Origin of the sequence: Mesorhizobium sp. LNHC229A00, from assembly GCF_000502415.1 — a bacterium.
GTDB lineage: Bacteria > Pseudomonadota > Alphaproteobacteria > Rhizobiales > Rhizobiaceae > Mesorhizobium.
In genome coordinates, this window is the sequence record NZ_AYWQ01000006.1 from 748,940 (window position 1) to 774,062 (window position 25,123).

General features: G+C 63.3%; 24 protein-coding genes and 1 pseudogene. 7 read left to right on the plus strand and 18 right to left on the minus strand.

All coding sequences use genetic code 11. The features are described 5' to 3' along the window. Nucleotides 1-452 precede the first annotated feature (452 nt). The 5 genes from X742_RS153900 (at nt 453) to X742_RS153880 (ending at nt 5,715) form a co-directional block, all read left to right on the plus strand. A complete protein-coding gene (locus X742_RS153900; protein WP_023772592.1) occupies nt 453-2,045 on the plus strand; it encodes an ABC transporter substrate-binding protein in 1,593 nt (530 codons plus the stop codon). Between the two features lie 50 nt (nt 2,046-2,095). After that, the gene (locus tag X742_RS153895; RefSeq protein ID WP_023772593.1) at nt 2,096-3,103 is read left to right on the plus strand and encodes an ABC transporter permease subunit; all 1,008 of its coding nucleotides are present in this window, start codon (nt 2,096-2,098) and stop codon (nt 3,101-3,103) included. Between the two features lie 70 nt (nt 3,104-3,173). Further along, entirely contained in the window at nt 3,174-4,028 is an 855-nt protein-coding gene (locus X742_RS153890) for an ABC transporter permease subunit (RefSeq protein ID WP_174361976.1), read from the plus strand. Nucleotides 4,029-4,030: 2 nt separating this feature from the next. Further along, the gene (locus X742_RS153885; RefSeq protein WP_023772595.1) at nt 4,031-4,888 is read left to right on the plus strand and encodes an ABC transporter ATP-binding protein; all 858 of its coding nucleotides are present in this window, start codon (nt 4,031-4,033) and stop codon (nt 4,886-4,888) included. Next, nucleotides 4,885-5,715, plus strand: a complete 831-nt coding sequence (locus X742_RS153880) for a dipeptide ABC transporter ATP-binding protein (RefSeq protein ID WP_023772596.1) — start codon at nt 4,885-4,887, stop codon at nt 5,713-5,715. The genes X742_RS153885 and X742_RS153880 overlap by 4 nt, the downstream gene beginning before the upstream one ends. 286 nt (nt 5,716-6,001) lie before the next feature. Here X742_RS153880 and X742_RS153875 read toward each other — a convergent pair whose 3' ends face one another. Both X742_RS153875 and X742_RS153870 read right to left on the minus strand, forming a co-directional pair. Beyond that, on the minus strand, nt 6,002-6,304 hold the full coding sequence (locus X742_RS153875; RefSeq protein ID WP_023772597.1) for a putative quinol monooxygenase: 303 nt from the start codon (nt 6,302-6,304) through the stop codon (nt 6,002-6,004). Nucleotides 6,305-6,374: 70 nt separating this feature from the next. Then, the gene (locus X742_RS153870; protein WP_023772598.1) at nt 6,375-7,388 is read right to left on the minus strand and encodes an NADP-dependent oxidoreductase; all 1,014 of its coding nucleotides are present in this window, start codon (nt 7,386-7,388) and stop codon (nt 6,375-6,377) included. A 90-nt stretch (nt 7,389-7,478) separates the two neighbouring features. Here X742_RS153870 and X742_RS153865 point away from each other — a divergent pair, with 90 nt between their 5' ends. Further along, entirely contained in the window at nt 7,479-8,399 is a 921-nt protein-coding gene (locus X742_RS153865) for a LysR family transcriptional regulator (RefSeq protein ID WP_023772599.1), read from the plus strand. 188 nt (nt 8,400-8,587) lie between these two features. Here X742_RS153865 and X742_RS153860 read toward each other — a convergent pair whose 3' ends face one another. From X742_RS153860 to X742_RS153845, 4 genes are all read right to left on the minus strand, one after another. Next, complete coding sequence (locus tag X742_RS153860) at nt 8,588-9,868, minus strand: cysteine desulfurase-like protein (RefSeq protein ID WP_023772600.1); 1,281 nt, start codon at nt 9,866-9,868, stop codon at nt 8,588-8,590. A gap of 52 nt (nt 9,869-9,920) precedes the next feature. Beyond that, nucleotides 9,921-10,595 carry an amino acid ABC transporter permease gene (locus X742_RS153855; RefSeq protein ID WP_015314096.1) on the minus strand — a complete coding sequence of 225 codons (675 nt, stop codon included), beginning with the start codon at nt 10,593-10,595 and terminating at the stop codon, nt 9,921-9,923. A 163-nt stretch (nt 10,596-10,758) separates the two neighbouring features. Beyond that, nucleotides 10,759-11,556, minus strand: a complete 798-nt coding sequence (locus X742_RS153850) for an ABC transporter substrate-binding protein (protein ID WP_023772601.1) — start codon at nt 11,554-11,556, stop codon at nt 10,759-10,761. 430 nt (nt 11,557-11,986) lie between these two features. After that, nucleotides 11,987-12,763 (minus strand): HpcH/HpaI aldolase/citrate lyase family protein, encoded by a 777-nt coding sequence (locus X742_RS153845; RefSeq protein WP_023772603.1) that lies wholly within the window; start codon nt 12,761-12,763, stop codon nt 11,987-11,989. Between the two features lie 121 nt (nt 12,764-12,884). Between X742_RS153845 and X742_RS153840 the strand changes: the two genes are divergently transcribed. Further along, entirely contained in the window at nt 12,885-13,976 is a 1,092-nt protein-coding gene (locus X742_RS153840; protein ID WP_023772604.1) for an LLM class flavin-dependent oxidoreductase, read from the plus strand. A 23-nt stretch (nt 13,977-13,999) separates the two neighbouring features. On the opposite strand, the gene X742_RS153835 is transcribed toward X742_RS153840, so the two are convergent. The 12 genes and pseudogenes from X742_RS153835 to X742_RS153785 all read right to left on the minus strand — a co-directional run bounded on the left by X742_RS153835 (nt 14,000) and on the right by X742_RS153785 (nt 25,069). Beyond that, nucleotides 14,000-14,395: a RidA family protein gene (locus tag X742_RS153835; RefSeq protein ID WP_023772605.1), complete on the minus strand. Its 396-nt coding sequence runs from the start codon at nt 14,393-14,395 to the stop codon at nt 14,000-14,002. A 75-nt stretch (nt 14,396-14,470) separates the two neighbouring features. Next, complete coding sequence (locus X742_RS153830) at nt 14,471-15,619, minus strand: acyl-CoA dehydrogenase family protein (protein ID WP_023772606.1); 1,149 nt, start codon at nt 15,617-15,619, stop codon at nt 14,471-14,473. A 237-nt stretch (nt 15,620-15,856) separates the two neighbouring features. Continuing rightward, on the minus strand, nt 15,857-16,669 hold the full coding sequence (locus X742_RS153825) for an enoyl-CoA hydratase family protein (RefSeq protein ID WP_023772607.1): 813 nt from the start codon (nt 16,667-16,669) through the stop codon (nt 15,857-15,859). Beyond that, nucleotides 16,666-17,136: a MarR family transcriptional regulator gene (locus tag X742_RS153820; RefSeq protein WP_023772608.1), complete on the minus strand. Its 471-nt coding sequence runs from the start codon at nt 17,134-17,136 to the stop codon at nt 16,666-16,668. Before X742_RS153820 ends, X742_RS153825 begins: the two co-directional genes overlap by 4 nt. Then, a complete protein-coding gene (locus tag X742_RS153815; RefSeq protein WP_023772609.1) occupies nt 17,130-17,903 on the minus strand; it encodes an SDR family NAD(P)-dependent oxidoreductase in 774 nt (257 codons plus the stop codon). Before X742_RS153815 ends, X742_RS153820 begins: the two co-directional genes overlap by 7 nt. After that, a complete protein-coding gene (locus X742_RS153810; protein ID WP_023772610.1) occupies nt 17,900-20,194 on the minus strand; it encodes a bifunctional salicylyl-CoA 5-hydroxylase/oxidoreductase in 2,295 nt (764 codons plus the stop codon). Before X742_RS153810 ends, X742_RS153815 begins: the two co-directional genes overlap by 4 nt. Nucleotides 20,195-20,334: 140 nt before the next feature. Further along, a complete protein-coding gene (locus tag X742_RS153805) occupies nt 20,335-20,934 on the minus strand; it encodes a VOC family protein (RefSeq protein ID WP_023772611.1) in 600 nt (199 codons plus the stop codon). Between the two features lie 27 nt (nt 20,935-20,961). After that, nucleotides 20,962-21,363: pseudogene (locus tag X742_RS1000000172495) on the minus strand (VOC family protein); the annotation flags it as partial. Nucleotides 21,364-21,441: 78 nt separating this feature from the next. Next, complete coding sequence (locus X742_RS153800) at nt 21,442-22,278, minus strand: ATP-binding cassette domain-containing protein (RefSeq protein ID WP_023772612.1); 837 nt, start codon at nt 22,276-22,278, stop codon at nt 21,442-21,444. Continuing rightward, entirely contained in the window at nt 22,271-23,149 is an 879-nt protein-coding gene (locus tag X742_RS153795; RefSeq protein WP_023772613.1) for an ABC transporter ATP-binding protein, read from the minus strand. Before X742_RS153795 ends, X742_RS153800 begins: the two co-directional genes overlap by 8 nt. 71 nt (nt 23,150-23,220) lie before the next feature. After that, on the minus strand, nt 23,221-24,069 hold the full coding sequence (locus tag X742_RS153790; protein ID WP_023772614.1) for an ABC transporter permease: 849 nt from the start codon (nt 24,067-24,069) through the stop codon (nt 23,221-23,223). Then, nucleotides 24,062-25,069, minus strand: coding sequence for an ABC transporter permease (locus tag X742_RS153785; RefSeq protein ID WP_023772615.1), 1,008 nt, complete (start codon nt 25,067-25,069; stop codon nt 24,062-24,064). The genes X742_RS153790 and X742_RS153785 overlap by 8 nt, the downstream gene beginning before the upstream one ends. Nucleotides 25,070-25,123: the final 54 nt, after the last annotated feature.

Sequence of the window (25,123 nt, forward strand, 5' to 3'; positions counted from 1 at the left end):
CAACCCTGGTCGCCTGTTCTCGCTGGGCCCTACCGCGCCGCCTCCAGATTGATGGAGACGTCCCTCCGCTGCCGCCAGCTGCCTATCTATGTATTGCCTCTATCGGCGGCGGTGCAAGTCTTGCCCTAGCGGCAGGATGCCGAAAGATATGCAACCGAAAATCTTTCCGCCGGCCATGGCTGGAACGGCATCTTTCCGCACCCGGCGGCGGATGAATACTGGGCGCGGGACCGTTGTGACCAGGGGTCAGATCAATAAAAAAATGCGGTCGTTAATAATATCGTGAATAGAAAAAACTGCTAATTTTTTCTGCCATTTAGCCAAATCGCGGATTTTTTTCCTGCTTCCCGAGGGGTAAGCAAACGGGGTGTTCCAAACCCGGAAAAACGGTGCTTATATGCGCGCTTCGCGAGCCTGATAGAGGGGCTTGGAAGAACATCAGGGAGTGCTCAATGAAGAAGAAATTGACTTTTGCAGCCGCGTTGCTGGCTGCAAGCGTCCTGGGCGGCGTGGCCAACGCGAAAACTCTGGTCTATTGCGCTGAGGCGTCGCCGGAGGGTTTCGACCCGGCGCCGTATACCGCGGGCCAGACGTTCGACGCGTCCTCGCGTACCGTCTTCAACCGCCTTGTCGAATTCGATCACGGCAAGACCTCGGTCTCGCCCGGTCTGGCGGACAGCTGGACCATTTCCGACGACGGCAAGGAATATACTTTCAAGCTGCGCAAGGGCGTCAAGTTCGCGCCCACCGACTACTTCACCCCGACCCGCGACCTGAACGCCGACGACGTGGTGTTCTCTTTCGAGCGCCAGGTTGACAAGAATGGCCCCTGGTTCCAGTACATACCGGGCATCGCCTACCAGTATTACAATGACCAGTTCGGTGACAACATCACCAAGGTCGAGAAGGTCGACGACCTGACGGTGAAGTTCAGCCTCAAGGAACCGGCGATCACCTTCATTCCGACGCTGGGCATGGATTTCGCCTCGATCGTCTCGAAGGAATATGCCGACAAGCTGCAGGCCGACAAGACGCCTGAACTGTTCAACCAGAAGCCGGTCGGCACTGGGCCGTTCATCTTCGTCGACTACCAGGCCGACGCCGCCATCCGCTACAAGGCCAACCCGGACTATTGGGGCGGCAAGCAGAAGATCGACGATCTGGTCTTCGCCATCACCACCGATCCGGCGGTGCGCGCGCAGAAGCTGAAGGCCGGCGAATGCAACATCATGTCCTACCCGGCACCGGCCGACATTGCCGGCCTGCAGGCCGATGCGAACCTGACGGTCGCGGAGCAGGAAGGCCTCAACGTCGGCGCGCTGATGTACAACACCCAGCAGAAGCCGTTCGACGACGTGCGTGTCCGCAAGGCGCTCAACATGGCCATCAACAAGAAGGCCATCATCGACGCCGTGTTCCAGGGCGCCGGCCAGGTGGCGATCAACCCGATCCCGCCGACCATGTGGTCCTACAACAAGGACGTGAAGGACGACCCGTACGATCCGGACGCGGCCAAGAAGATGCTTGAAGAGGCCGGCGTCAAGGACCTCAAGATGAACGTCTGGGCGATGCCCGTCTCGCGTCCGTACATGCCGAACGCGCGCCGTACCGCCGAGCTGATCCAGGCGGACTTCGCAAAGGTCGGCGTCACCGTCAACATCGTCAGCTACGATTGGGGTGAATACCTCAAGCGCGCTTCCGCGGTCGATCACGACGGCGCCGTCATCGTTGGCTGGACCGGCGACAATGGCGATCCGGACAACTTCCTCGGCGTGCTCCTGAGCTGCGCTTCCGTCGGTTCGAACAACCGCGCGGAATGGTGCAACAAGGACTTCGATGCGCTCATCAACAAGGCCAAGACGGTTTCCGACCAGGCCGAGCGCACCAAGCTCTACGAACAGGCACAGGTCATCTTCAAGGAGCAGGCACCGTGGGCGACGCTCGCCCACTCCAAGGTGTTCATGCCGATGCAGAAGACCGTCTCCGGCTTTGCGATGGATCCGCTCGGTATCCATCGCTTTGACGGCGTCGATATCGCCGAATAAGGTTCGCGAAACGGGGCGGCGCCACAAGGCGCCGCCCCACCTCGCCCGCCATGCTGCGTTATATCCTCGGCAAGCTCGCCCTCATCATCCCGACCTTCATCGGGATAACCATCCTCGCTTTCGGCTTCGTGCGCATCCTGCCCGGTGATCCGGTGCTGGTGCTTGCGGGCGAACGTGGCCTGTCGCCCGAACGCCATACGGCGCTGATGCACCAGTTCGGGTTCGACCTGCCGATCTGGCAACAGTATCTGACCTATCTGACCAATATCCTCGGCGGCGATTTCGGCACCTCGTTTTCAACCAAGACGCCGGTGCTCAAGGATTTCCTGGTGCGGTTCCCGGCCACGGTCGAACTCGCCATCTTCGCCATGGTCTTCGCCGTCGTCCTCGGTGTCGCCTTCGGCATTTTCGCCGCCATCCGCCGCGGCTCCTGGTTCGATCAGCTGACCATGGGCACCGCGCTCGCCGGCTATTCCATGCCAATCTTCTGGTGGGGGCTGCTGCTGATCATCGTGTTTTCCGGCACGCTGCACTGGACGCCGGTCTCGGGCCGCATCGACCTTCTCTACTTCTTCAAGCCGGTGACCGGCTTCATGACCATCGATTCCCTCATCTCGGGCCAGAAGGGCGCCTTCCGCTCGGCGGTGTCGCATCTCATCTTGCCCACCATCGTGCTCGGCACCATTCCGCTGGCGGTCATCGCCAGGCAGACCCGCTCGGCCATGCTCGAAGTGCTGGGCGAGGATTATGTGCGCACCGCGCGCGCCAAGGGGCTGGCGCCGCGGCGCGTCATCGGCCTGCATGCCTTCCGCAACGCGCTAATCCCGGTCGTCACCACGATCGGCCTGCAGGTCGGCACGCTGTTGACCGGCGCCATCCTGACCGAGAGCATCTTTTCATGGCCGGGCATCGGCAAGTGGATGATCGACGCCATTTCCAAGCGCGACTATTTCACCGTGCAGGGCGGGTTGCTTTTGATCGCGCTGATCGTCATGTCGGTGAACCTTATCGTCGACGTGCTCTATGCCGTCATCAACCCGCGCATCCGGGCGAATTGACATGACCAATGAAGGCCCAGCCACCGTCGAAGCGGCGACCGTCGTCAAGCCGCAGGATGCGCGGCTGCAGATGTTCGCCGAATTCTGGCACTATTTCTCGATCAACAAGGGCGCGGTGATCGGCCTCTTCGTCTTCGCCCTGCTGATCCTGATCGCCATCTTCGCGCCGTTGCTCGCTCCGCATTCGCCTGATGACCAGTTCCGCGACTTCTTCCTGACGCCGCCGGCCTGGCAGGCGGGTGGCAACGCGCAATTCCTGCTCGGCACGGACGCCGTCGGCCGCGATATGCTTTCGCGCCTGATCTACGGCTCACGCTTCTCGCTCGCCATCGGCTTCGTCGTCGTCACCACGGCGCTGATCTCCGGCGTCATCCTCGGTTTGCTCGCCGGCTACTGCCGTGGCTGGGTCGACACGCTGATCATGCGCATCATGGACATCATCCTGGCTTTCCCGTCGCTGCTGCTGGCCCTGGTGCTGGTCGCGGTGCTCGGCCCTGGCCTCGTCAATGCCATGATCGCCATCGCCTTCGTGCTGCAGCCGCACTTCGCCCGGCTCACCCGCGCGGCCGTGATGGCGGAGAAGACCCGCGAATATGTAGTCTCGGCCAAGGTCGCCGGGGCCAGCCATCTCCGGCTGATGCTGGTCACCATCCTGCCCAACTGCATCGCTCCGCTGATCGTGCAGGCGACGCTGTCCTTCTCCAATGCCATCCTCGAGGCGGCAGCCCTCGGCTTCCTTGGCATGGGGGCGCAGCCGCCGACGCCGGAATGGGGCACCATGCTTGCCGAAGCTCGCGAGTTCATCCTGCGCGCCTGGTGGGTGGTGACCTTCCCCGGACTCGCCATCCTGATCACCGTCTTTGCCATCAACCTGATCGGCGACGGCCTGCGCGACGCGCTCGACCCCAAGCTGAAGAGGTCGTGAGCATGTCCCTGCTCGAGATCAAGAATCTCACCGTTTCCTTCGACACCGCCGCCGGACCGTTCATGGCCGTGCAAGGCATAGACCTTTCGGTCGAGCCGCGCGAGGTGCTGGCGATCGTCGGCGAGTCAGGCTCCGGCAAGTCGGTCTCGATGCTGGCGGTGATGGGGCTGTTGCCCAACACCGCGACGGTCAAGGCCGACCGCATGGCTTTCGACGGCGTCGACCTGCTGAAGCTCAGCCCGTCCGAACGCCGCAAGATCGTCGGCAAGGACATCTCGATGATCTTCCAGGAGCCGATCGCCAGCCTCAACCCATGCTTCACAGTCGGCTTCCAGATCGAGGAAGTGTTGCGCTTCCACATGGGCATGGATCGCGCCCAGCGCCGGGCCCGCGCCATCGAGCTGATGAAACTGGTCGGCATTGCCGATCCGGAAGAACGGCTGAGCTCGTTTCCGCACCAGATGTCCGGCGGCCAGTGCCAGCGCGTCATGATCGCGATCGCCATCGCCTGCAATCCGAAGCTTCTGATCGCCGACGAGCCGACCACCGCGCTCGACGTCACCATCCAGAAGCAGATCCTCGATCTTCTGGTCTCGCTGCAGGCGAAATACGGCATGGGCCTGATCATGATCACCCACAATATGGGCGTCGTGGCCGAGACCGCCGACCGCGTCATCGTCCAGTACAAGGGCCGCAAGATGGAAGAGGCCGACGTGCTGTCGCTGTTTGAATCGCCGAAAAGCAATTATACGCGCGCATTGCTGTCGGCGCTGCCGGAAAACGCAATCGGCGACCGGCTGCCGACTGTGTCCGACATGCTGTTCGAGCCTGCCCCCTCGGCCGCGGGAGCCTCCGCATGAGCACCACGGTTCTCGAAGGCAAGAACATCGTTCGCGACTATCATATCGGCGGCGGCCTGTTCACCGGGCCGCGCACCGTACATGCGGTCAAGGGCGTCTCCTTCACGGTGGACAAGGGCAAGACGCTGGCCATCGTCGGCGAAAGCGGCTGCGGCAAGTCCACGCTCGCCCGCATCATCACCTTGATCGATCCCGCGACTTCGGGCGAGCTGTTCATCGACGGCAACAAGGTCGATATCGCCAAAGGTGGATTGACGAAGGAGATGCGCCGCAAGGTGCAGATCGTCTTCCAGAACCCTTACGGATCGCTCAATCCGCGCCAGAAGATCGGCGATGTGCTGGGCGAACCGCTGCTCATCAACACCGACAAGCCGGCCGCCGAACGGCGCGACCTCGCCATGAAGATGCTGAAGAAGGTCGGTCTCGGTCACGAGCACTATAATCGCTATCCGCACATGTTCTCGGGCGGCCAACGCCAACGCATCGCCATTGCCCGTGCGCTGATGCTGAACCCCAGCCTGCTGGTGCTCGACGAGCCGGTCTCGGCGCTCGATCTCTCCGTGCAGGCGCAGGTGCTCAACCTGCTCGCCGACCTGCAGGACGAGTTCCAGCTGACCTACGTCTTCATCAGCCACGATTTGTCCGTGGTGCGCTACATCGCCGACGATGTGATGGTCATGTATTTCGGCGAGGCCGTCGAATACGGCTCGCGCGACGAGGTCTTCGCCGACCCCAAGCACAGCTACACCAAGACGCTGTTCGCCGCGACGCCACGCGCGGACGTTGCGTCGATCAAGGCGCGGCTGGCGAAGAAGAAGGCCGCCTAGAGTCAAAAGCCAACTGCTCTGAACGGCCGAGTTTACCCCAAAGACGACTTACATCCGCCAAGACCTGGACGATCGCTTTTCGCCTGATTTCATTTGTTGGCGCGACCCGAGACAAATTCTAGAAGCAGCCGGTCCGCTTAGCCGGCCGGAATGTCCATGACGGGGTGGAAAGCGGTCCGGCAGCTATCAGGACAAGAGCTGTCGATAGCTGCCGTCCACTGCGCCGGTTGCGAGCGCAGATATGCCGACGATCCGACTGCCGCTCTACGCTCACCGGCGTACTTTGCTACTCGTCCATCAGGCCACGTTCACGCAGCACGTCGTATTTGAGAATTTCACCCCTGATGGTATCGCCCCATCGACCAACGAACGCCATCGTGTCGGTAGCATGGAGATGTGCAGTGAGTGCGGCCTGGTCTCTCCACCGCTCGGCGATCAGGAGGCGACCGGCAAGCGGATCGTCCACAGCCGCGTCATAGGAAAGATTTCCGTCCCGCTGCCGGGTAGCTATGGCGAGGTTCTGGAGATCCTGGACAAACTCGGCGACCGACGAGGGCTCGACGTACATATAGCCGGTAACAATCAGCATCATGGGTTACCTTGATGGATCCCGCTCGACCGTCTGCACTTCCGACGATCGGGCGGCTGAAAGCAACAAATCAAACGGCCAGCACGATCTTGCCTTGAATACTGCCGTCGCCGGCCCGCTCATGCGCGCGCGATGCCTCGGCCAGCGGGAATGTGCTGTCGATGACGACTCGCACAATGCCGTCGTCGAGCAGGCGGGCGGCTTTTGCCAACTGCGCGCCATTGGATCGAACCTGTGTGGACGAGACCGTGATGCTCAGCTTCTCTGCCTCCTCGTGACCAGCGAAGCCCAGCGGGTTGACCAGGAACAGCGTGCCGCCCGGCTTCAGAACATGGAAGAAGCGCTCCATGTCCGCGCCGCCCACCGCGTCGAGGACGAGGTCGACGTCTCGGACGACATCGTCCGCCGCGGTTGTCTTGTAGTCGATGAACTGATCCACGCCGAGATCGCGCATCAGCGCCTCGTTCTTGGCTGATGCCACCGCGATGACGCGAGCGCCCCGCCATTTCGCCAACTGGACGGCCAGATGCCCGACGCCGCCTCCGGCACCGTTGATGAGCACCGTCTTGCCGTCGAGGGGCACCGGCTCGTGCCGGGAGGGCTGGAACGGATTTGGCTCATCGTGGCCAAGTTCGATCAAGAGCTGCCATGCTGTCAGAAGCGACATCGGCGCGCCGGCCGCATGAATATGGTCGATGCCGGCTGGTTTCAACGCAACATGCGATGCCGGCACACTGACATAATGCGCGTAGGCATTGCTACCCGTCATCAGGTCATCGGGGAAGCGAACCATTGCATGGACCTCGTCGCCGATGCTGAACTCAGCGACCTCGGCGCCAACCGCTTCAATGACGCCCGAAACGTCCGTGCCGAGAATCAGTGGGAAGGACGGGTTGGGCCGCCATTGTGGCGGCAGCGCGCGATAGCCGTCCCGCAGATACCAGTCGGGCGGATTAAGCCCCGCCGCCTGGACGCGAACAAGCACCTCGCCGGGCTTCACATCCGGCCTCAGCGCGTCTTCGTACACCAGCACCTCGGGACCACCGAATGCGTGCAGACGGACTGCCTTCATCTTATCGCTCATTGATCAAATCTCCGCTCACCTGTCATTGGAACGAATCTAGTGGCGGCACTTCCGGTTGATAATCGGTGCCGATGGCACTTAAGTAATGCCATGGCGGAACATATTACGTTGGATCGGCTCACTGGCATCATCGCCTTCGCGCGTGCCGGATCGCTGGGCAGCTACACGGCAGCGGCGCGCGCGCTGTCGATTTCCCCGTCCGCGGTCAGCAAGAGCGTGCAGCGGCTCGAGCGGCATTTGGGCGTGTCGCTGTTTACCCGTACGACGCGCTCGCTCACCTTCACGCCAGAGGGGCGCGACCTGCATGAGCGCGCGCTGCGTCTGCTACGCGAGGCGGAGGAAATCGAGCAGACGGCAATGACCGCGCGCTCCGAACCATCGGGCACGTTGCGCGTGGCCGCGTCGCTGCCGATCGGACTCCACGTGATCGCTCCCGCTTTACCGGCTTTCCGCCGGCTCCATCCGAACCTGGTCGTCGACCTCAGGCTGGGTGACCAGATGGTGGACATGATTGAGGAAGGCATCGATGTCGCCGTACGCATCGGTGATCTGGCTGACACCCGGCTACTATCACGCAAGCTCGCACCACATCGGCTTTGCTGCTTCGCATCGCCAGTCTATCTCGAGGAACGCGGCACCCCGACCCATCCTGATCACTTGGGAGGGCATGACACCGTCAATCTTCGCTATCAGAGCACAGGCCAGACCTTTCGCTGGCCCTTCCGGATTGGCGACCGTGAAATCGAGATTGTGCCCAATTCCGGTGTGGTCGCTGATGCCAGCGATGCCGTGCTCATCATGCTGGCAGCCGGCGGTGGGATAGGCATAGGCGCTTCCTTTATGGCGGCTCCCTATGTGAAGCGCGGCGAACTGGTCCCCGTGCTGTCCACGTTCGCGGTCGAGCGAAATAACGTGACCGTGCTCTGGCCGGCAAGCCGACGCGCTAACCCTGCCGTGCGCGCCTTTCTGACCATGCTCGACTCCGCTTTCACGCTGCGAATGACAGTTTGAGGCATCGACTGATCTGCCGCGGAAGGGCCGCTTGTGGGTCGTCAGCGGCCGTTGGATTCCGGCCAGTCGAACGGCAGCTTTCTCCAGCCGTTAACCCAAAGGCGGACTGTCGCTTGTCGGCCGTTCCCGCCGTTCCGAAACGCAAATCCGAATGGCCGCTCCCAGCCCCTTCCTGGACTGGACGTCGATCACGAAAGCCTGGCTATGATTTGCCGCAAAGCCTCGCCGAACTTGTGGATCTCCTCGACCGTGTTGTAGTGCACCAGCGAGGCGCGGATGGCGCCGCTGTCCATGCTGAGGTTGAGGCGCTTCATCAGCCGCGGCGCGTACATGTGGCCGTCGCGGATGCCGATCTGCATCTCGGCCATGTCCTCGACGATCCGCTGCGGCGACAGCTTGCCGATGTTGAAGCAGAAGGTCGGCACGCGCTCGTTGATGCGGGCTTCGTCGGCAACGCCATAGATCGTCGCTCCGCAATCCCTGAGCACGCCAAGCATCTCGCGCGCCAGCACCAGCTCGTAGTCGCGGATGGCGCCCATGCCGGCGACGATGTTTTCGCGCCGAGAGCGATTGTTGGAGGGCGCCAGATTGCGGCCGATCAGTTCCAGATATTGCACGGCGGCGTCCATGCCCGACACGTTCTCGTAGATGAAGGTGCCCGCCTCGACCTTGTAGGGCGGTTCGTCCGGAATGAAATCCTCGCGGAAGGTCGGCAGCCGCTTCAGCGTCTCGAAGCGGCCCCACAGGAAGCCCATGTGCGGCGAGAAATTCTTGTAGCCGGAGCAGACGAGATAATCGCAACCCCAGGCTTGTACGTCGATCAGCCCATGCGGCCCGTAATGCACGCAATCGAGGAACACTTCGGCGCCGGCGGCATGGGCGATTTGCGCGACCGACGCGACGTCGACGATCGAACCGATCGAGTGCGCCGTCACCGTGCAGGCGACCAGCCGAGTGCGGTCCGAAACCAGCGGCTTGAGATCGTCGACATGCAGATTGCCATCTTCACGCATGCGCCACCACTTGAATTTGGCGCCGGCCGATTCCAGCGCCAGCCAAGTCGCGATGTTGGCGTCGTGGTCCATGTCGGTGATGACGATCTCGTCGCGTTCAGAAAGCATCTGGCCGATGCCGAGGCTGACGAGGCGGATGAAGGAGGTGGCGTTCATGCCGAAGCAGATTTCCGCCGGGCTGAAGGCGTTGATCAGCAGCGCAACGCTTGTCCGCGCATCGGCGACCGACTCGTCGACGGTGACGCTGCGGCCGTAACGGCCGCCGCGCTGCACATTGTGCGAGATCAGATGGTTGGTCACCGCGTCGAGCACGCTCTGCGGAATCTGCGCACCGGCGGCGTTGTCCATGAAGATGAAATCACCGGCCCGCTGCAGGGCAGGGAACATGGCGCGGATTCTTTCAACAGGGAACGCGCCGGACGTGCCGGTCGCACTGGCGGCTTGATGTTTGTTCATGGTCGTCTCCTGCGAAGTTCTCTGTAGATGGGAAATTGTAGGCGCGGCGCGGTCAGCGCGTCTTCTCGGTTTTGAAACGGGCTTCAAGCAGGCTGACGAGACGAACCATCGGCCAAAGGAAGATGAGATAGACCAGTGCCGCGCCGATCAGCGGCGAGGGGTTGGCATAGAGCGACTGCGCGTTGGTCGCTTCCTTGAGCAGCTCCGGCAGCGCCACGGTAGAGGCCAGCGACGTGTCCTTGAACATCGAGACGCAGTTGCTGGTCATCGGCGGGATGACGACGCGCACCGCCTGCGGCAGCACCACCTTGCGCAAGGTCAAAAGGAACGGCAGGCCAAGCGCCTGCGCCGCCTCGAACTGGCCGCGCGGAATGCTCTCTATGCCGGAGCGGAACACCTCCGCCGAATAGGCCGACATGATGATGGCGAAGGCGGTCACCGCCGACGCCCAGGACGACAGGCGAATGCCGAGGAAGGGCAAGGCATAATAGATCAGGATCAGCACAACCAGCACCGGCAGGGCGCGGAAGATATCGGTATAACCGACCGCCAGCCAGCGCAGCGGCTTCGGCGCATAGAGCCGCAACAGGCTGATCACTAGGCCGATGGGAATGCCGATGCCGATGCTGAGCAGGCCGAGCAGAAGCGTGTTCAGGAAGCCGCGCAGCAACGCCGGCAGGCTCGACGCGATGACGTCGGCGTTGAAGAAAGTGTCGATCAGCGACATCAGGGCATTCCCGAACGGTGTTGCGTCATCTGACGCCAGAGCCCGACCCGGAACATCAAGATCGGCTTTGCCGAACGGATGCCGGTCCCGGGAAGGTTATGCGTGAAAAACGGGACGTGCCGACCCCTTGGGGCCGGCACGCCTTCCGTCCGTTGGCCGCCGCTCAGGCCTTGGGCAGCGGCATTTCCTTGACGGTCGAGGAATCGGCCGGGGCGTCGCTGCCGAACCACTTTTTGTGGATCGCGGCCAACGTGCCGTCCTTCTTCATCGCCGTCAGCGCGTCGTTGAGTTTGCCGAGCAGCGGATGATCCTTGGTCATCATCAGGCCGTACTGCTCGCCGGTCTTGATGCGCTGCTTGACCTTCAGGTCCTTCATCTTGGTGAAGGAATATTCCATGCCGGGAATGTCGCTGACGGCGGCATCGATACGGCCGGCGCTAAGGTCGAGCAAAAGGTTCTGCTGCGTGTCATAGCCCTTCACGTCGCTGAAGCCGTCGGCTTCCTGATGCGCCTTGACCCAGGTCTCGCCGGTCGAGCCCGAGAGCACGCCGACGATCTTGCCCTTGAGGTCCGCCTCGGCGTTGACCGCGCTGTCGGTCTTGGTCGCGATGCCCATGTCGGAATCATAATAGGGCTGGGTGAACGACTGCGACTTCAGCCGCTCCGGCGTGATGGTGATCGAAGAGATGGCGACGTCGATGCGCTTGGAGGTGGTCGCGGCGAACAATGCCTGAAAGCCGAGATCGGCGATGTCGGTGGTCATGCCGGCGCGCTTGGCCGCCTCGTTGACGATGTCGACTTCGAAACCCTCGAAGGTGCCGCTCTCGTTCTTGTATTCGAAGGGCGGATTGGTCGGGTAGGCGCCGACATTCAGCACATCGGCGGCATAGGCGGTTGCCGGTCCGGCCGCGATGCCGATTGCCGCGGCGACGAGGATGAGATTGCGACGGTTGAGCTTCATTGGTGGTCCCTCTGGGGTGTTCCCTCTGGTTGTTGATCGGGCGGGCTGGCCCGCACGGTTTCTTGCCGTCCCGCCTCCCAGCGGGGCGTCAATTCATGGTGGCGGCCATGCGGCTCGAGCGCGGCCGCGATTTTGTCGCGGTCGTATACGCATTCACGCGCGAAGGGTTTGCGATGATCTCGATATGAAGGTCGTGGATCTGAGCGCGCGCATCATGGAAAGCGTAGCGCGCGCTGGACGATGATTGGGGCTGCACAAACGACAAGGACTGAAACCCCTCCCACCCGGAGCACCATGATGACTGCCCGTAAAGCCCTCCAGGCCGACAGCCGCCATCCATCCTGAATGCTTATCCAAAGCGCGGCGCTTTTCAAGGCAAAAGTTTTAAGCTTAAAAAGTTTCCTGGCTTGATCGCTTGCGCAACCGGGCGCTAGCGCGGTTCCTCCCGCGCCAGTTCGGCCCGGGCGCCGGCATAATTGGCCGCGGCGCCCGCACCCAGGAAAATCGTGTCGCTGGCCAGGACGAAGAAGCTGGCGCCGATTGCCGCCCATTGGCCGATGGCCTGCGGGTTGGCGCAGAATATGCCGGAGATTTTGTTGTGCGCGATCGTCACGCCGATGATCCTGCGGATCGCGTCGGCGAGCTTGTCGGCGCCCTTCGGTCCGATCGCATCGATCGACACGGAGAGATCGCCGGGGCCGACGAAGATCACGTCGACGCCGTCGACATCAGCGATCGCCTCGATGTTGGCCAATCCCTCGGCGGTCTCGACCTGGACCGCCACGACGATCCTGTCATTGGCGCCGGCTAGATATTCGGGAATGCGATAGCCATAACCGGCCGCACGGCCGGGTCCGACGCCGCGCTCGCCCCGTGGCGGATAGCGGGATGCTTTCACCGCCATTGCCGCCTGTGCCGGTGTCGAGACGCGTGGCACCAGCACACCTTGCGCGCCGCTGTCCAGCGCCGCCTGGATTGCTTCGGGCGACAGGCCGGGAACGCGCACCATCGCCGGCACGCGGTGGACGTCGGCGGCGCGCACCATGGTCTCGATAATGTCGCGCGATATCTGGGCATGCTCCCAGTCGATGCAGAGAAAGTCGAGGCCGGACATCGCCATCACTTCGACCGCGACGGGGTGAGGAATGGCAGCGAAGGAGCCGACGAGGTTGGCCTTGCCGATGCAATTCTGGCGGATCTCGCTCATCCGTATCCCTTTTCTCATCCCGCCAAATTCATATCGGCACACCGGCGCAGGGCGAAGCTATTTCATGCTTGAAATATTTGCGCGGAGCCGTAGCGTGCGATCTTCGCCGGGAGGTCGCGACATGAACAAAGCACATCCGCTGCACGGCTCCAACAAACTGAAGCTTGGCGTCTTCTCGACCAACGCCGATGGTGGTCTTGCCATATCGGACGTGCCGGAACGCTGGACGGCGAGCTGGCAGGACAATCTGGCGGCCGCCCGGATCGCCGACCGCGCCGGGCTGGAGTTCATGCTGCCGATCGCGCGCTGGCGTGGCTTTGGCGGCCGCAACAAGGTGCGCGAGCGATCCTTCGAGACCTTCACCTGGGCGGCGGCACTCAGCATGACCACCGACCGGATCGGCCTGTTCATGACCGTGCACGTGCCGCTGGTGCATCCGCTCTATGCCGCCAAGGCGCTGGCGACGGTCGACCACATCAGCCAAGGCCGCGCCGGCTTGAACGTCGTCTGCGGCTGGAACCCGAAGGAATTCGGCATGTTCGGAACGCCGCTGGTCGAGAAGGGCTACGACCAGGCGGCCGAATGGATCGAGATCCTCGAGAAGCTCTATGCATCGGCGGAGCCGCTTGACTACGAAGGCACCTATTATCACCTCAAGGATGCGGTCAGCAGGCCGGCCAGCCTGCAGGTTCCGCGCCCAGTGACCATGAACGCCGCTTTCGGCGGCCCGGGCCGCGATTTCGCCGCCGCCAGATGCGATTATCTGTTCACGACCTTTTCCGAGATGGCCGATGCGGGCAAGCATGTCGCCGACATCAGCGAGCGAGCCGACAAGGTTGGCCGCAAGGTCGGCGTCTACACCGTGGCCCATGTCGTCTGCCGCCCGACCATGGAAGAGGCGCAGGCCTATTACAACCGATATGCCGTCGATTTGGCCGATCACGAGGCGGTCGATGCGCATATGGCCGGCAAGAAGGAATTCTCGCAGTCGCACGACCCGCACGCCTATGACCGCTACCGCCAGCGTTTCGCCGGCGGTGCCGGCACCTACCCGCTGGTTGGAACGCCGCGGACGATCGCCGCCGAAATGGCCGCCATTGCCGCGCACGGCTATCAAGGCATCGCCCTGTCCTTCGTCAACTACACCAGGGAATTGCCCTATTTCTGCGACCATGTACTGCCTCTGCTGAGGCAGGCGGGGCTCCGCGAATAATATATTCCGCGAAAACGAATTACTTATTCCGGAATAACGGCGGTCGCCTGGATCTCCACCTTGGCGCGGTCCTCGACCAGCGCCACCACCTGCATGGCGGCCATCGCTGGAAAATGTCGGCCGATCACCTCGCGATAGGCTTCACCGATCCCCTTGAGGTTGCCGAGATATTCTGCCTTGTCGGTAAAATACCAAGTCATCGAGGTGATATGTCGTGGCTCCGCGCCGGCCTCGGCCAGCACCGCGACGATGTTGTGGAGCGTCTGCCGCACCTGGCCGGCGAAATCGTCGGTCTCGAACTGGCATTGCCCGTTCCAGCCGACCTGTCCGCCGACGAAGACGAGCCTGCCGCGCGCCGCCACGCCGTTGGCGTAACCGACCGGTTTTGCCCAGCCTTCCGGCTGCAGGATCTCGTGCATTTCGTCTCTCCGCCTATCCAATATCGGGTCCGCAATATCCGTCTCGAAACATTTCAGTCCGTGGTCACGACCTGTTCAGGCCGCCCCCATCACTTGTCGCGCGATCACCACTTTCTGCACGTCCGATGCGCCCTCGTAGATGCGCAGCGCGCGGATTTCGCGATACAGGCTCTCGACGATATGGCCTTTGCGGACACCATCGCCGCCATGCAGCTGCACGGCTTTGTCGATCACCTCCTGCGCCTTGTCGGTGGCGAACAGCTTGGCCATCGCCGCCTCGCGCGTCACCCGCGCCGCACCCATGTCCTTGGTCCATGCAGCGCGATAGACCAAAAGCGCCGCCGCATCGACGTCGAGCGCCATATCCGCGATGTGTCCCTGCACCATCTGCAGTTCGGCCATCGGCGCCCCGAACAATTTGCGCTCGGCCACGCGTTTGATGCTTTCATCGAGCGCCCGGCGGGCAAAGCCGAGCGCCGCCGCGCCGACCGTCGAGCGGAACACGTCGAGCACCGACATGGCGATGCGAAAACCGTCGCCCGGCCTGCCAATCAGCGCCGAGGTGGGCACGCGGACCTGGTCGAACGAAAGACGCGCCAGTGGATGCGGCGCGATCACTTCGAGGCGTTCCGCGATACCGAGGCCCTCGGCGTTGCCCGACACCAGGAAAGCGGAAAGCCCCTTGGCACCCGGCGCCTCGCCGGTGCGGGCGAAGACGACATAGAGATCGGCGATACCGCCATTCGAGATCCAGGTTTTTTCGCCCGTGAGAACGTAGCTGTCGCCATCGCGGGTCGCTGTCATCTCCATGTTGGCGACATCAGAGCCAGAGCGCGGCTCGGACAGGGCGAAGGCTGAGATCGCCTTGCCGTCCCGCGTCTTTGAAAGCCATTGCTGCTGCTCCGACGTGCCGAACAGGCTGAGCGCGCCGGTGCCGAGACCTTGCATGGCGAAAGCGAAATCGGCAAGGCCATCGTGGCGGGCCAGCGTCTCGCGCGTGATGCACAGGGCGCGCACGTCGAGTGGCGCCGGGTTGTCCGTATCGAGCGCCGTCGGCTTCAGCCAGCCATCCCTGCCGAGCTTCGCCACCAACTCGAGGCAGGCGGCGTCGACGTCATGGTGGTCGACCGGCAGGTTTTTCGCGCACCAGGCGTCCAGGTGCTCGGCGAGTTCGCGATGGCGGTCTTCGAAGAAGGGCCAGTTGAGGAAGGAACGGTCAGGCATTTGTGCCTCCGCTGTTCTGCAAGGCTTGTGCTCTACTGCGCTCCTCTCTGTCCCGCCGGACATCTCCCCCACGAGGGGGGAGATTGGCAGCTTCGCTGGCGCCGCTTTCCTTGCAACGGTCGTTATTGGCGAAAGCAGAAATTGCATCCAATCTCCCCCGTGGAGTGGGAGATTGCCGGCAGGCCAGAGGGGGGCGCTGTCCTGCCAAGGTGGCCATGTTGATCGAAGAAAACATCCTCAATTCCCCTCGAACACCGGCTTTTCCTTGGCCACGAAAGCCCGATATGCCCGCTCGAAATCTCGCGTCTGCATGCAGATCGCCTGCGCCTGCGCTTCCGCTTCGATCGCCTGTTCGAGGCCCATCGACCATTCCTGGTTGAGCTGCGTCTTGGTGATGCCGTGGGCGAAGGTCGGGCCGGAGACGATGCGGGCCGCCATGTCGAGCGCGTCGGCCTCGAGTACGTCTGCCGCTACCAGCCTGTTGTAAAACCCCCAGCGCTCGCCCTCCGTCGCGGTCATGGTTCGGCCGGTGTAGAGCAATTCGGCGGCGCGGCCCTGGCCGATGATGCGCGGCAGGATCGCGCAGGCGCCCATATCGCAGCCGGCAAGGCCGACGCGGGTGAACAGAAAGGCGGTCTTGGCTTCCGGCGTGGCGATGCGGATATCCGAACTCATCGCGATGATCGCGCCGGCGCCGACCGCCACGCCGTCGACCGCGGCGATGATCGGCTTGCCGCAATTCAGCATCGCCTTGACGAAATCGCCGGTCATGCGGGTGAAGGCCAAGAGCTGCTTCATGTCCATCTTGACCAGTGGGCCGATAATGTCGTGGACATCGCCGCCGGAGCAGAAATTGCAGCCATTGGAGAGGAACACCACGGCGTCGACGTCGTCGGCATAGACAAGATCGCGGAACGTGTCGCGCAGCTCGGCATAGCTGTCGAAGGTCAGCGGGTTCTTGCGCTCCGGCCGGTCGAGCCGGACCTTGGCGATCTTGCCCTCGACCTCCCACAGGAAATGCTTCGGCTTGAGGCCGGCCATTGCGGTCATTCGCGTCCCTCCCAGTTGCTGCGGAACGAGGTCAGCATGCCGGTCAGCCGGCGCGCATCCTCCTCGCTGACCTTGCCTAGCAATTCGCCGATCCAGCCCTCATGCGCGGCGGCGATGGTGGCAAAGGACTTCGTACCTTCCTCGGTCAGCCGAACCATCGAGGTGCGGCGGTCGCCATTGCGGCGGGCGCGGGCGACAAGTCCTTCCGAAACCAGCCGGTCGACAATACCGGTGACATTGCCGTTGGACACCAGCAGGAAGCGCGACAGATCGCTCATCAGCATGCCCTCCTGCGCCCGGTAAAGTGCCGCCATGACGTCGAAACGCGGCAACGTCGTGTCGAATTCCTTCTTCAGGCGCTCGCGCAGTTCGGCCTCGATCGTGCGTGAGGCGCGCAGCAGCCTGATCCATAGGCGCAGCCGGTCCTTGCCGGGTCCCGATGGCATGGGCAGGGGGCCGGCTACCATGTTTCACCTCCCGAGATAGAAATCGCCTGTCCGGTGATCGATTGCGCCGCGTCGCCGCACAGCCAAAGCACGGCTTCGGCAATTTCCCGCGGCTGGATGAAACGGCGTTGCGGATTGGTCGAGGCCAGACTGGCCCGCGCCTGTTCTGCCGAGCGGCCGGTCTTTTCGACGATGCGCTGGATGGACTCCTCCAGCATGTCGGTCTCGACGAAGCCTGGGCACACGGCGTTGACGGTGACACCGGATTTCGCCGTCTCGGCGGCCAGCGCCCGCATCAGGCCGACGACGCCATGCTTGGCCGCGACGTAGGGCGCGACGTAGGCGTAGCCTTTCAGCCCTGCCGTGGAGGCGATGAACACGATGCGACCCGCCTTGCGCGCGGCCATGCCGGCCAGCGTCGGTTTCACCGTCAGGAAGGCGCCGGTCAGATTGACGTCGAGCGTTCGCTGCCAGTCGGCAAGCGTGGTCTTGTGCGCCGGCGTGCTGCCGGCCATGCCGGCATTGGCGACGACGATATCGAACGGCCCGCGTGCGGCCTCCGCTTGCGCGTAGAGCGCCGCCATCGCCGCCTCATCGGTGACATCGGCGACGATGCCATGGATGCGGCCGTTTTCGCCGGCAACCTTGGCGAGTTCAGCTTCGCGGCGCCCACATATGGTCACATTGACACCAGCCCTAGCCAAAGTGAGCGCGATAGCCCGGCCGACGCCGGAGCCGCCGCCGGTGACCAATGCGTGCTTGCCGGGAATCGTGCTCGCGGTCGTCATACTTTCAGCCCCGCCGCCGCATCGCGCTCGGCCAGCCGGTAGATCTGGTCGCGCCCGGGCAGATAGGGATCCGGCCATTTGACGCCACGGTCGCCGAGGGTCACCGCCGCGTGCAATGTCCAGTAGGGATCGGCGAGATGCGGCCGTGCCAGCGCGACCAGATCGGCTCGGCCGGCCATCAGGATCGAATTGACGTGGTCCGGCTCGTAGATGTTGCCCACCGCCATCGTCGCCATGCCGACCTCGTTGCGGATGCGGTCCGAGAATGGCGTCTGGAACATGCGGCCATAGACCGGCTTGGCGGCAACCGACGTCTGGCCGGCCGAAACGTCGCAGATGTCGACGCCGGCCTCATGCAGCATCCCAGCGATCTCGACGGCATCTGCCGGCGTGACGCCTTCGATGCCGACCCAGTCATTGGCCGAAATGCGCACCGAGATCGGTTTTCCCGCCGGCCAGGCGGCGCGCACAGCGTGGAAGATTTCGAGGGGATAGCGCATGCGGTTTTCCAGTGAGCCGCCATAGGCGTCCGTGCGCCGGTTGGTGACCGGCGTGATGAAGGACGACAGGAGATAGCCATGCGCGGCATGGATCTCCAGCATGTCGAAGCCGCAGCGATCGGCCATTTCGGCCGAGGCGACGAATTGATCGCGCACCAAATCCATATCGGCGCGATCCATCGCCTTCGGCACCTGATTCTCAGGCGACCACGCGACAGCCGATGCCGCCATCACAGGCCAGTTACCGGAGGCCAGCGGCACGTCGGTGCCTTCCCAACCGACACGGGTCGAACCCTTGGCGCCGGAATGGCCGATCTGGGCGCAGATCTTCGCTTCGGTTTCGGCATGGACGAAGTCGACCAGCCGCCGCCACGCCACCTCATGCTCGGGCGCGTAGAAACCGGGGCAGCCGGGCGTGATGCGCCCTTCCGGGCTGACGCAGGTCATCTCGATATAGACGAGCCCGGCGCCGCCCTTGGCGCGCTCGGCATAATGCGTGAAATGCCAGTCGGTCGGGCAGCCGTCGACGGCCTTGTACTGCGCCATCGGCGAGACGACGACGCGGTTTTGCAGCCGCATCTCGCGCAGCTTGAACGGCGCGAACATCGGCGCCCGGCGCAGCCTGTTGCCACCGGCACCCGCCTGGCGCTGAAACCATTCTTCGGCGCTGCCCAGCCATTCGGCATCGCGCAGCCGCAGATTCTCGTGGCTGATGCGCTGCGAACGGGTCAGCAGCGAATAGTTGAACTGCACCGGATCAAGGCCGAGATAGCGCTCGACTTCCTCGAACCATTCGAGCGAATTGCGCGCCGCCGATTGCAGCTTCAGCACCTCGGTGCGGCGGGCATCCTCATATCTACGGAAGGCGGCCTCGAGGTCCGGCTCGGTCTCGACATACTCCGCCAGCGCCACCGCGCTTTCGAGCGCCAGTTTGGTGCCGGAGCCGATCGAGAAATGCGCCGAGGCCGCGGCGTCGCCCATCAGCGCCAGGTTCTTGTAGGACCAGCGCTCGCACAGCACGCGCGGGAAGTTGATCCAGGCCGAGCCACGGATATGGTTGGCGTTGGTCATCAGCGCGTGGCCGCCAAGATGCTTGGCAAAGATGCGCTCGCACACCGCGATGGACTCCTGCTGCGACATCGCGCCGAAGCCAAAGGCGGCCCAGGTCTGTTCGCTGCATTCGACGATGAAGGTCGCGGTGTCGCTGTCGAACTGGTAGGCGTGCGCCCATACCCAGCCATGCTCGGTCTTCTCGAAGATGAAGGTGAAGGCGTCGTCGAATTTCTGGTTGGTGCCGAGCCAGACGAACTTGCATTTGCGTGTGTCGATGTCGGGCTTGAACACGTCGACGAAAGCGTTGCGCGCCCTTGAGTTCAGTCCGTCGGCGGCGACGACCAGGTCATGCGTCTCCATATAGGGGCGGGGATCGGCGATGTCGGTTTCGAACATCAGCTTGACGCCGAGTTCGCGCGCGCGGCGCTGCAAGAGGACCAGCAGCCGCTTGCGGCCGATGCCGCAGAAGCCGTGGCCCGACGAGACCGTGCGCACGCCGTCATGGATGACGGCGATGTCGTCCCAATAGGCAAAATGCTTCTTGATCCAGACGGCGCTGACCGGATCATTCTCCGCGAGATTGTCGAGCGTCTCAGCCGACAGGACCACGCCCCAGCCGAACGTGTCGTCGGCGCGGTTGCGCTCGAAAACCGTCACGTCGTGCGCGGCGTCCCTCAGTTTCATCGAAATGGCAAAGTAGAGGCCGGCTGGTCCGCCGCCGAGAACCGCAACCTTCATTCGTGCGATCTCCTCTTCGCTTGCTATGCCTCAGTATCGCGCCGGAGGTAAGATATTTCAAGCTTAAAGTTTTATGTGCGAAATGATTATGCGAGGGGGTGGCGCGCTTGCCGGGAATCCTGCAAGCGCGCCGCGAGACATCATTTCTCCGGATTCTTCGGGCTCCACAGCACGGTCTCGGCACTCTTCTCATAGGCCATGCCCGAGGGATAGCTGATCGCCTCGAGTTGCAGTCCCCACGGCGCCTGGAAATACAGGATGGTCTGGCCGGCGGCGGGTCCTTCCTTGACCGGCAGCGGCCCCATCCTGGTCTTGACGCCCTTGCCATCGAGATAGGCTTTGGCCGCGGCGACATCGTCGACATAGAAGGCGATGTGAAAGCCGCCAATGTCGCTGTTCTTCGGCGTCAGATTCTTCTGGTCGGGCGCGGTGTATTTGAACAGCTCGATGTTCGATCCATAGCCGCAACGCACCATCGTCACCTGCTCGATGACAGCCTTCGGATCGACGCCGAGCAGGTCCTGCATGAAGGTGCCCTTGTCGTCGGCGAACGGGCCGAACGACATCGCCTTCTTGCAGCCGACGACCTCTGTGAAGAAGTCGACCGCCTGCTTCATGTCGGGAACCGTGATGCCTGTGTGATCGTGGCCGCGCATGCCGGGGATCGAATCCGCCGAGGCGATGCCGGCGCTGCCAAGGATGGCAGCAACGAGCGTTGCAAGTGCGATTGTGGTCTTCATGTCAGTCCTCTCCATTGGCGGGACTTNTTTGGCCGCGGCGACATCGTCGACATAGAAGGCGATGTGAAAGCCGCCAATGTCGCTGTTCTTCGGTGTCAGATTCTTCTGGTTGGGCGCGGTGTATTTGAACAGCTCGATGTTCGATCCATAGCCGCAACGCACCATCGTGACCTGCTCGATGACAGCCTTCGGATCGACGCCGAGCAGGTCCTGCATGAAGGTGCCCTTGTCGTCGGCGAACGGTCCGAACGACATCGCCTTCTTGCAGCCGACGACCTCTGTGAAGAAGTCGACCGCCTGCTTCATGTCGGGAACCGTGATGCCGGTGTGATCGTGGCCGCGCATGCCGGGGATCGAATCCGCCGAGGCGATGCCGGCGCTGCCAACGATAGCAGCAACGAGCGTTGCAAGTGCGATTGTGGTCTTCATGTCAGTCCTCTCCATTGGCGGGACTTCGTCATTCTCCAGTCGCACGTCCGAGGCCCGCTTTTCGGCGTGCGTTCGCATTCATGTCGGCGCTTTGCCGGCGGAAGGAATGTCCAGCCAGCTCGCATCGATTTCGGGCAGCGGAATGGCTGCGATGAGGTCGCGCGTGTAGGTCTGCCGCGGCATGTCGAACAGCGCGTCCGTGGCGCTCGCTTCCACGATGCTGCCTTCGCGCATGACGATCACCTGCCGGCACAGCCGCCGGATGACCGACAGATCGTGGCTGATGAAGGCGACCGTCAGACCCATCTCCGCTGCAAGCTTCTCGAGCAAGGTGAGGATCTGGGCCTGCGTAGACACGTCGAGGCCGGAGACGATCTCGTCGGCCAGCACGAATTTTGGCGACAGCGCCAGCGCGCGCGCAATGCCGACGCGCTGTCGCTGCCCGCCCGACAGTTCGTGGCGGTAGCGGGTGGCGAAGCTTTGCGGCAGGCCGACGCGTTGCAATGCCTCGGCGACGCGGGATTTCAGATCGTCGCCGAGCCCGTTCTGCTTGAGCGGAGCGGCGATGATGCTGGCAATGGTGCGGCGCGGATTGAGCGACGACATCGGATCCTGGAAGATCATCTGCAGATCGCGGCGCAGTGGCCGCAGTTCGGCTTCCGGCAGATGGGTGATGTCACGACCTTCGAAACGGATGCTGCCGGCGCTCGGCTCCAGCAGCCGCACCAGCGCACGGCCAAGCGTCGATTTCCCGGATCCGGATTCGCCGACGATGCCCGTCACCGAGCCGGTGGGCAGGTCGAAATCCAGGCCTTTCAGAATCTCGGCCAAAGGTGCGCGGCCGATGAGCGGCTTGCGTGTCATGTCGGGCAGCGCGACCTTCAGCCCGCGCACGGAGAACAGCGGCTCAGCCATGCGGACGCCTCCAGGCCTGGTCGGCGGCAGCGATCTCGGCGGCGAGCCCCGCCAGTACCGAATCGTCCACCGGCTTCAGCGAAGCGAAGGGATCGGTATAGCGCGGCGTGGCGGCCATCAATGCCCTTGTATAGGGGTGCTTCGGCGCGGCGAAGAGCGCCGCCGTCTCGGCCTCTTCCACCACCTTGCCGGCATAGAGAACCGACACTTTCTGGCTGATCTTGGCGACGACGCCGAGATCGTGGGTGACGAACAGGATCGCGGTGCCGTGCTCGCGCTGCAACGCCGCGATCAGCCGCAGGATCTGCTTCTGCACCGTCACGTCGAGCGCCGTGGTCGGCTCGTCGGCGACAATCAGCCGTGGCTCGGCGGCAAAGGCGGCGGCAATCAGCACGCGCTGGCGCATGCCGCCGGAGAGCTCGTGCGGATAGCTCTTCAGCACCCGGTCGGGGTCGCGGATCTGCACCTCATCAAACAACTGGCGGATACGCCGATCGGCCTTGTCTCCGCTCCAGCCGAGGATGCGCACCAGACGGTCGGTCATCTGGGAGCCGATGCGGCGCGAGGGGTTGAGCGCGGTCAGCGGATCCTGCGGGATCAGCGCCGTGCGCGCGCCGATCAGCGTGCGCCGCGCTTTTGGCGGGAGTTTGCCGAGGTCTTCGCCCTCGAGCCTCATATCGCCTTCGACGATGCGCACGCTCAATGGCAACACACCCAGCACCGCCTTGCCGATCATCGTCTTGCCGGCGCCGCTTTCGCCGACAAGCGCGCGCACTTCACCGGGTTGTACCGAGAGCGAAACAGAGCGCAGCACGCGCTGGCCGTTGGCCAGCATCGCGCTCAGATCGGCTATGTCGAGACAGGCGCTCATCGCAGCACCGGATCGAAACGCGTCTTCAGCGCCTCGCCNCGCGCTCAGATCGGCTATGTCGAGACAGGCGCTCATCGCAGCACCGGATCGAAACGCGTCTTCAGCGCCTCGCCGAACTGGCTGAAGGACAACACGGTGAGGATCAGCGTGACCAGCGGAAACACCAGCACCCACCATGCCTGGTGGATCGACAGCCGGCCCTCGGCGATGATGCCGCCCCATGTAGGGTCGTCGGTCGAGATAGATAGATTGACGAAGGACAGGATCGCCTCGACGATGACGGCGATGCCCATCTCCAGCGACAGCAGCGCCACGATCGACGGCACCACATTGGGTAGAACTTCGCGCAGCATGATGCCGAAGCGGCCATAGCCGGCGATGCGAGCGTTCTCGACATAGTCCATGCGCGACTGGCCCATCGCCTCGGCGCGGATGACCCGGCAGAAACGCGTCCAGTCGATGATGGCGATGGCGAGGATAACGGAGCTTAAGCCGGTGCCGAGCACGGCGACCAGCAGAATGGCGAACAGCACCGGCGGGAAGGCCATCCAGATGTCGACGATGCGTGAGATGATGCGGTCCGCCCAGCCGCCGAAATAGCCCGCGATCAGCCCTAATGTGGAGCCGACCACGCAGGCGGCGATGGCCGCCGCGAAAGCGACGATGAAGGCGATGCGGCCGCCGAAGATCAGGCGCGAGAGCAGGTCGCGGCCGAGGCTGTCGGTGCCGAGCCAATAGCCCGGCTCGGCACCGTCGAGCCAGAACGGCGGCAGACGTTCCAGCATCAAATCCTGCGCCAGCGGATCCTGCGGCGCGACCAGCGGCGCCAAGATCGCCGCCAGCAGCGCCAGCAGCAGCCAACCTCCCGCCAGCCACAGCCTCGGGCTCGATCCGCGTCGCGAGATGCGTGCCTCATCCATGGCGCAGCCTCGGATTGAGCAGCGCATACATCATGTCGACTGCGAGGTTGATCAGCACGAACAGCAGCGCGAAGACCAGCACGATACCCTGTATCAGCGGCAGGTCGCGGTTGATAACGGCGTCGATCGCCATGTTGCCGAGGCCTTCATAGGAGAACAGCCGCTCGACGATGACGGTGCCGCCGATGAGGAAGGTGAATTGCACACCGATGAGCGTCAGCGTCGGCAGCGCGGCGTTCTTCAGCGCCTCGCGCAAGATGACCTGCGTTTCAGAAAACCCCTTGACCCGCGCCAGCACGACATAATCGAGGTCGAGCACTTCCTTCAGCGACTGCTTCAGCAGTTGCGCGATGATGGCCGCGAGCGGCAGCGCCAGCGCCACGGCTGGCATTAGCATGTGCTTCAAGAGGTCCCAGGTGAGGTCGAAGCGCAGCCGAAACAGGCTCTCGAAGAAGTAGAACTGGGTGATGAAGGGCAAGTCGAGCTGCGGCGACACGCGGCCGGAAATGTCGAATATCGGCACCAGCACGCCGAACAGGAGGATCAGCACAAGGCCCCAGAGAAAATCGGGGATGGAAAGTGCGGCACCGCTGGCGATGTCGATGCCGGCCTCGACCGCCGTGCCGCGTTCGCGCGCACCGAGGATCGCCGTCGTGCCGCCGATCGCCACCGCCATGATGAGCGCGACAATGGCGAGCTCCAGGGTTGCCGGCAGCCGGTTGAAGACGAGGCCAAGCACGTCTTGCCGGAGCGAGATCGAGGTGCCGAAATCGCCCCTGGCGACCCCGGACAGCCAGATGAAGAACTGCTGTACGATCGTCTTGTCGAGCCCATAGAGCGCACGCAGGCGGGCGATGTCGTCATTGGTGGCGCCGGGCGGCAGCATCATGGCGATCGGATCGCCGGGCGCGACGCGGATAACCACGAATACGACGACGGCCACGCCCAACAGCGTGATCAACATCGTCAGCAGACGGATCAGGAATCGTTGCAGGAGCATGTAAATCTTTGCAGGAGCCCGCAGGCTCATATGCCTGTAGAATGCGCGCCGTCG

Bases quoted from the DNA above. Each gene is read 5' to 3' on its own strand.
- X742_RS153850 (WP_023772601.1), bottom strand. From the start codon at position 11,556: ATGAAGCTCAACCGTCGCAATCTCATCCTCGTCGCCGCGGCAATCGGC.
- X742_RS153900 (WP_023772592.1), top strand. From the start codon at position 453: ATGAAGAAGAAATTGACTTTTGCAGCCGCGTTGCTGGCTGCAAGCGTC.
- X742_RS153875 (WP_023772597.1), bottom strand. From the start codon at position 6,304: ATGCTGATTGTTACCGGCTATATGTACGTCGAGCCCTCGTCGGTCGCC.
- X742_RS153885 (WP_023772595.1), top strand. From the start codon at position 4,031: ATGTCCCTGCTCGAGATCAAGAATCTCACCGTTTCCTTCGACACCGCC.
- X742_RS153835 (WP_023772605.1), bottom strand. From the start codon at position 14,395: ATGCACGAGATCCTGCAGCCGGAAGGCTGGGCAAAACCGGTCGGTTAC.
- X742_RS153860 (WP_023772600.1), bottom strand. From the start codon at position 9,868: ATGAACAAACATCAAGCCGCCAGTGCGACCGGCACGTCCGGCGCGTTC.
- X742_RS153870 (WP_023772598.1), bottom strand. From the start codon at position 7,388: ATGAGCGATAAGATGAAGGCAGTCCGTCTGCACGCATTCGGTGGTCCC.
- X742_RS153890 (WP_174361976.1), top strand. From the start codon at position 3,174: ATGTTCGCCGAATTCTGGCACTATTTCTCGATCAACAAGGGCGCGGTG.
- X742_RS153855 (WP_015314096.1), bottom strand. From the start codon at position 10,595: ATGTCGCTGATCGACACTTTCTTCAACGCCGACGTCATCGCGTCGAGC.
- X742_RS153865 (WP_023772599.1), top strand. From the start codon at position 7,479: ATGGCGGAACATATTACGTTGGATCGGCTCACTGGCATCATCGCCTTC.
- X742_RS153790 (WP_023772614.1), bottom strand. From the start codon at position 24,069: ATGGATGAGGCACGCATCTCGCGACGCGGATCGAGCCCGAGGCTGTGG.
- X742_RS153810 (WP_023772610.1), bottom strand. From the start codon at position 20,194: ATGAAGGTTGCGGTTCTCGGCGGCGGACCAGCCGGCCTCTACTTTGCC.
- X742_RS153795 (WP_023772613.1), bottom strand. From the start codon at position 23,149: ATGAGCGCCTGTCTCGACATAGCCGATCTGAGCGCGATGCTGGCCAAC.
- X742_RS153785 (WP_023772615.1), bottom strand. From the start codon at position 25,069: ATGCTCCTGCAACGATTCCTGATCCGTCTGCTGACGATGTTGATCACG.
- X742_RS153895 (WP_023772593.1), top strand. From the start codon at position 2,096: ATGCTGCGTTATATCCTCGGCAAGCTCGCCCTCATCATCCCGACCTTC.
- X742_RS153825 (WP_023772607.1), bottom strand. From the start codon at position 16,669: ATGACCGCAATGGCCGGCCTCAAGCCGAAGCATTTCCTGTGGGAGGTC.
- X742_RS153800 (WP_023772612.1), bottom strand. From the start codon at position 22,278: ATGGCTGAGCCGCTGTTCTCCGTGCGCGGGCTGAAGGTCGCGCTGCCC.
- X742_RS153845 (WP_023772603.1), bottom strand. From the start codon at position 12,763: ATGAGCGAGATCCGCCAGAATTGCATCGGCAAGGCCAACCTCGTCGGC.
- X742_RS153840 (WP_023772604.1), top strand. From the start codon at position 12,885: ATGAACAAAGCACATCCGCTGCACGGCTCCAACAAACTGAAGCTTGGC.
- X742_RS153805 (WP_023772611.1), bottom strand. From the start codon at position 20,934: ATGAAGACCACAATCGCACTTGCAACGCTCGTTGCTGCCATCCTTGGC.
- X742_RS153880 (WP_023772596.1), top strand. From the start codon at position 4,885: ATGAGCACCACGGTTCTCGAAGGCAAGAACATCGTTCGCGACTATCAT.
- X742_RS153820 (WP_023772608.1), bottom strand. From the start codon at position 17,136: ATGGTAGCCGGCCCCCTGCCCATGCCATCGGGACCCGGCAAGGACCGG.
- X742_RS153830 (WP_023772606.1), bottom strand. From the start codon at position 15,619: ATGCCTGACCGTTCCTTCCTCAACTGGCCCTTCTTCGAAGACCGCCAT.
- X742_RS153815 (WP_023772609.1), bottom strand. From the start codon at position 17,903: ATGACGACCGCGAGCACGATTCCCGGCAAGCACGCATTGGTCACCGGC.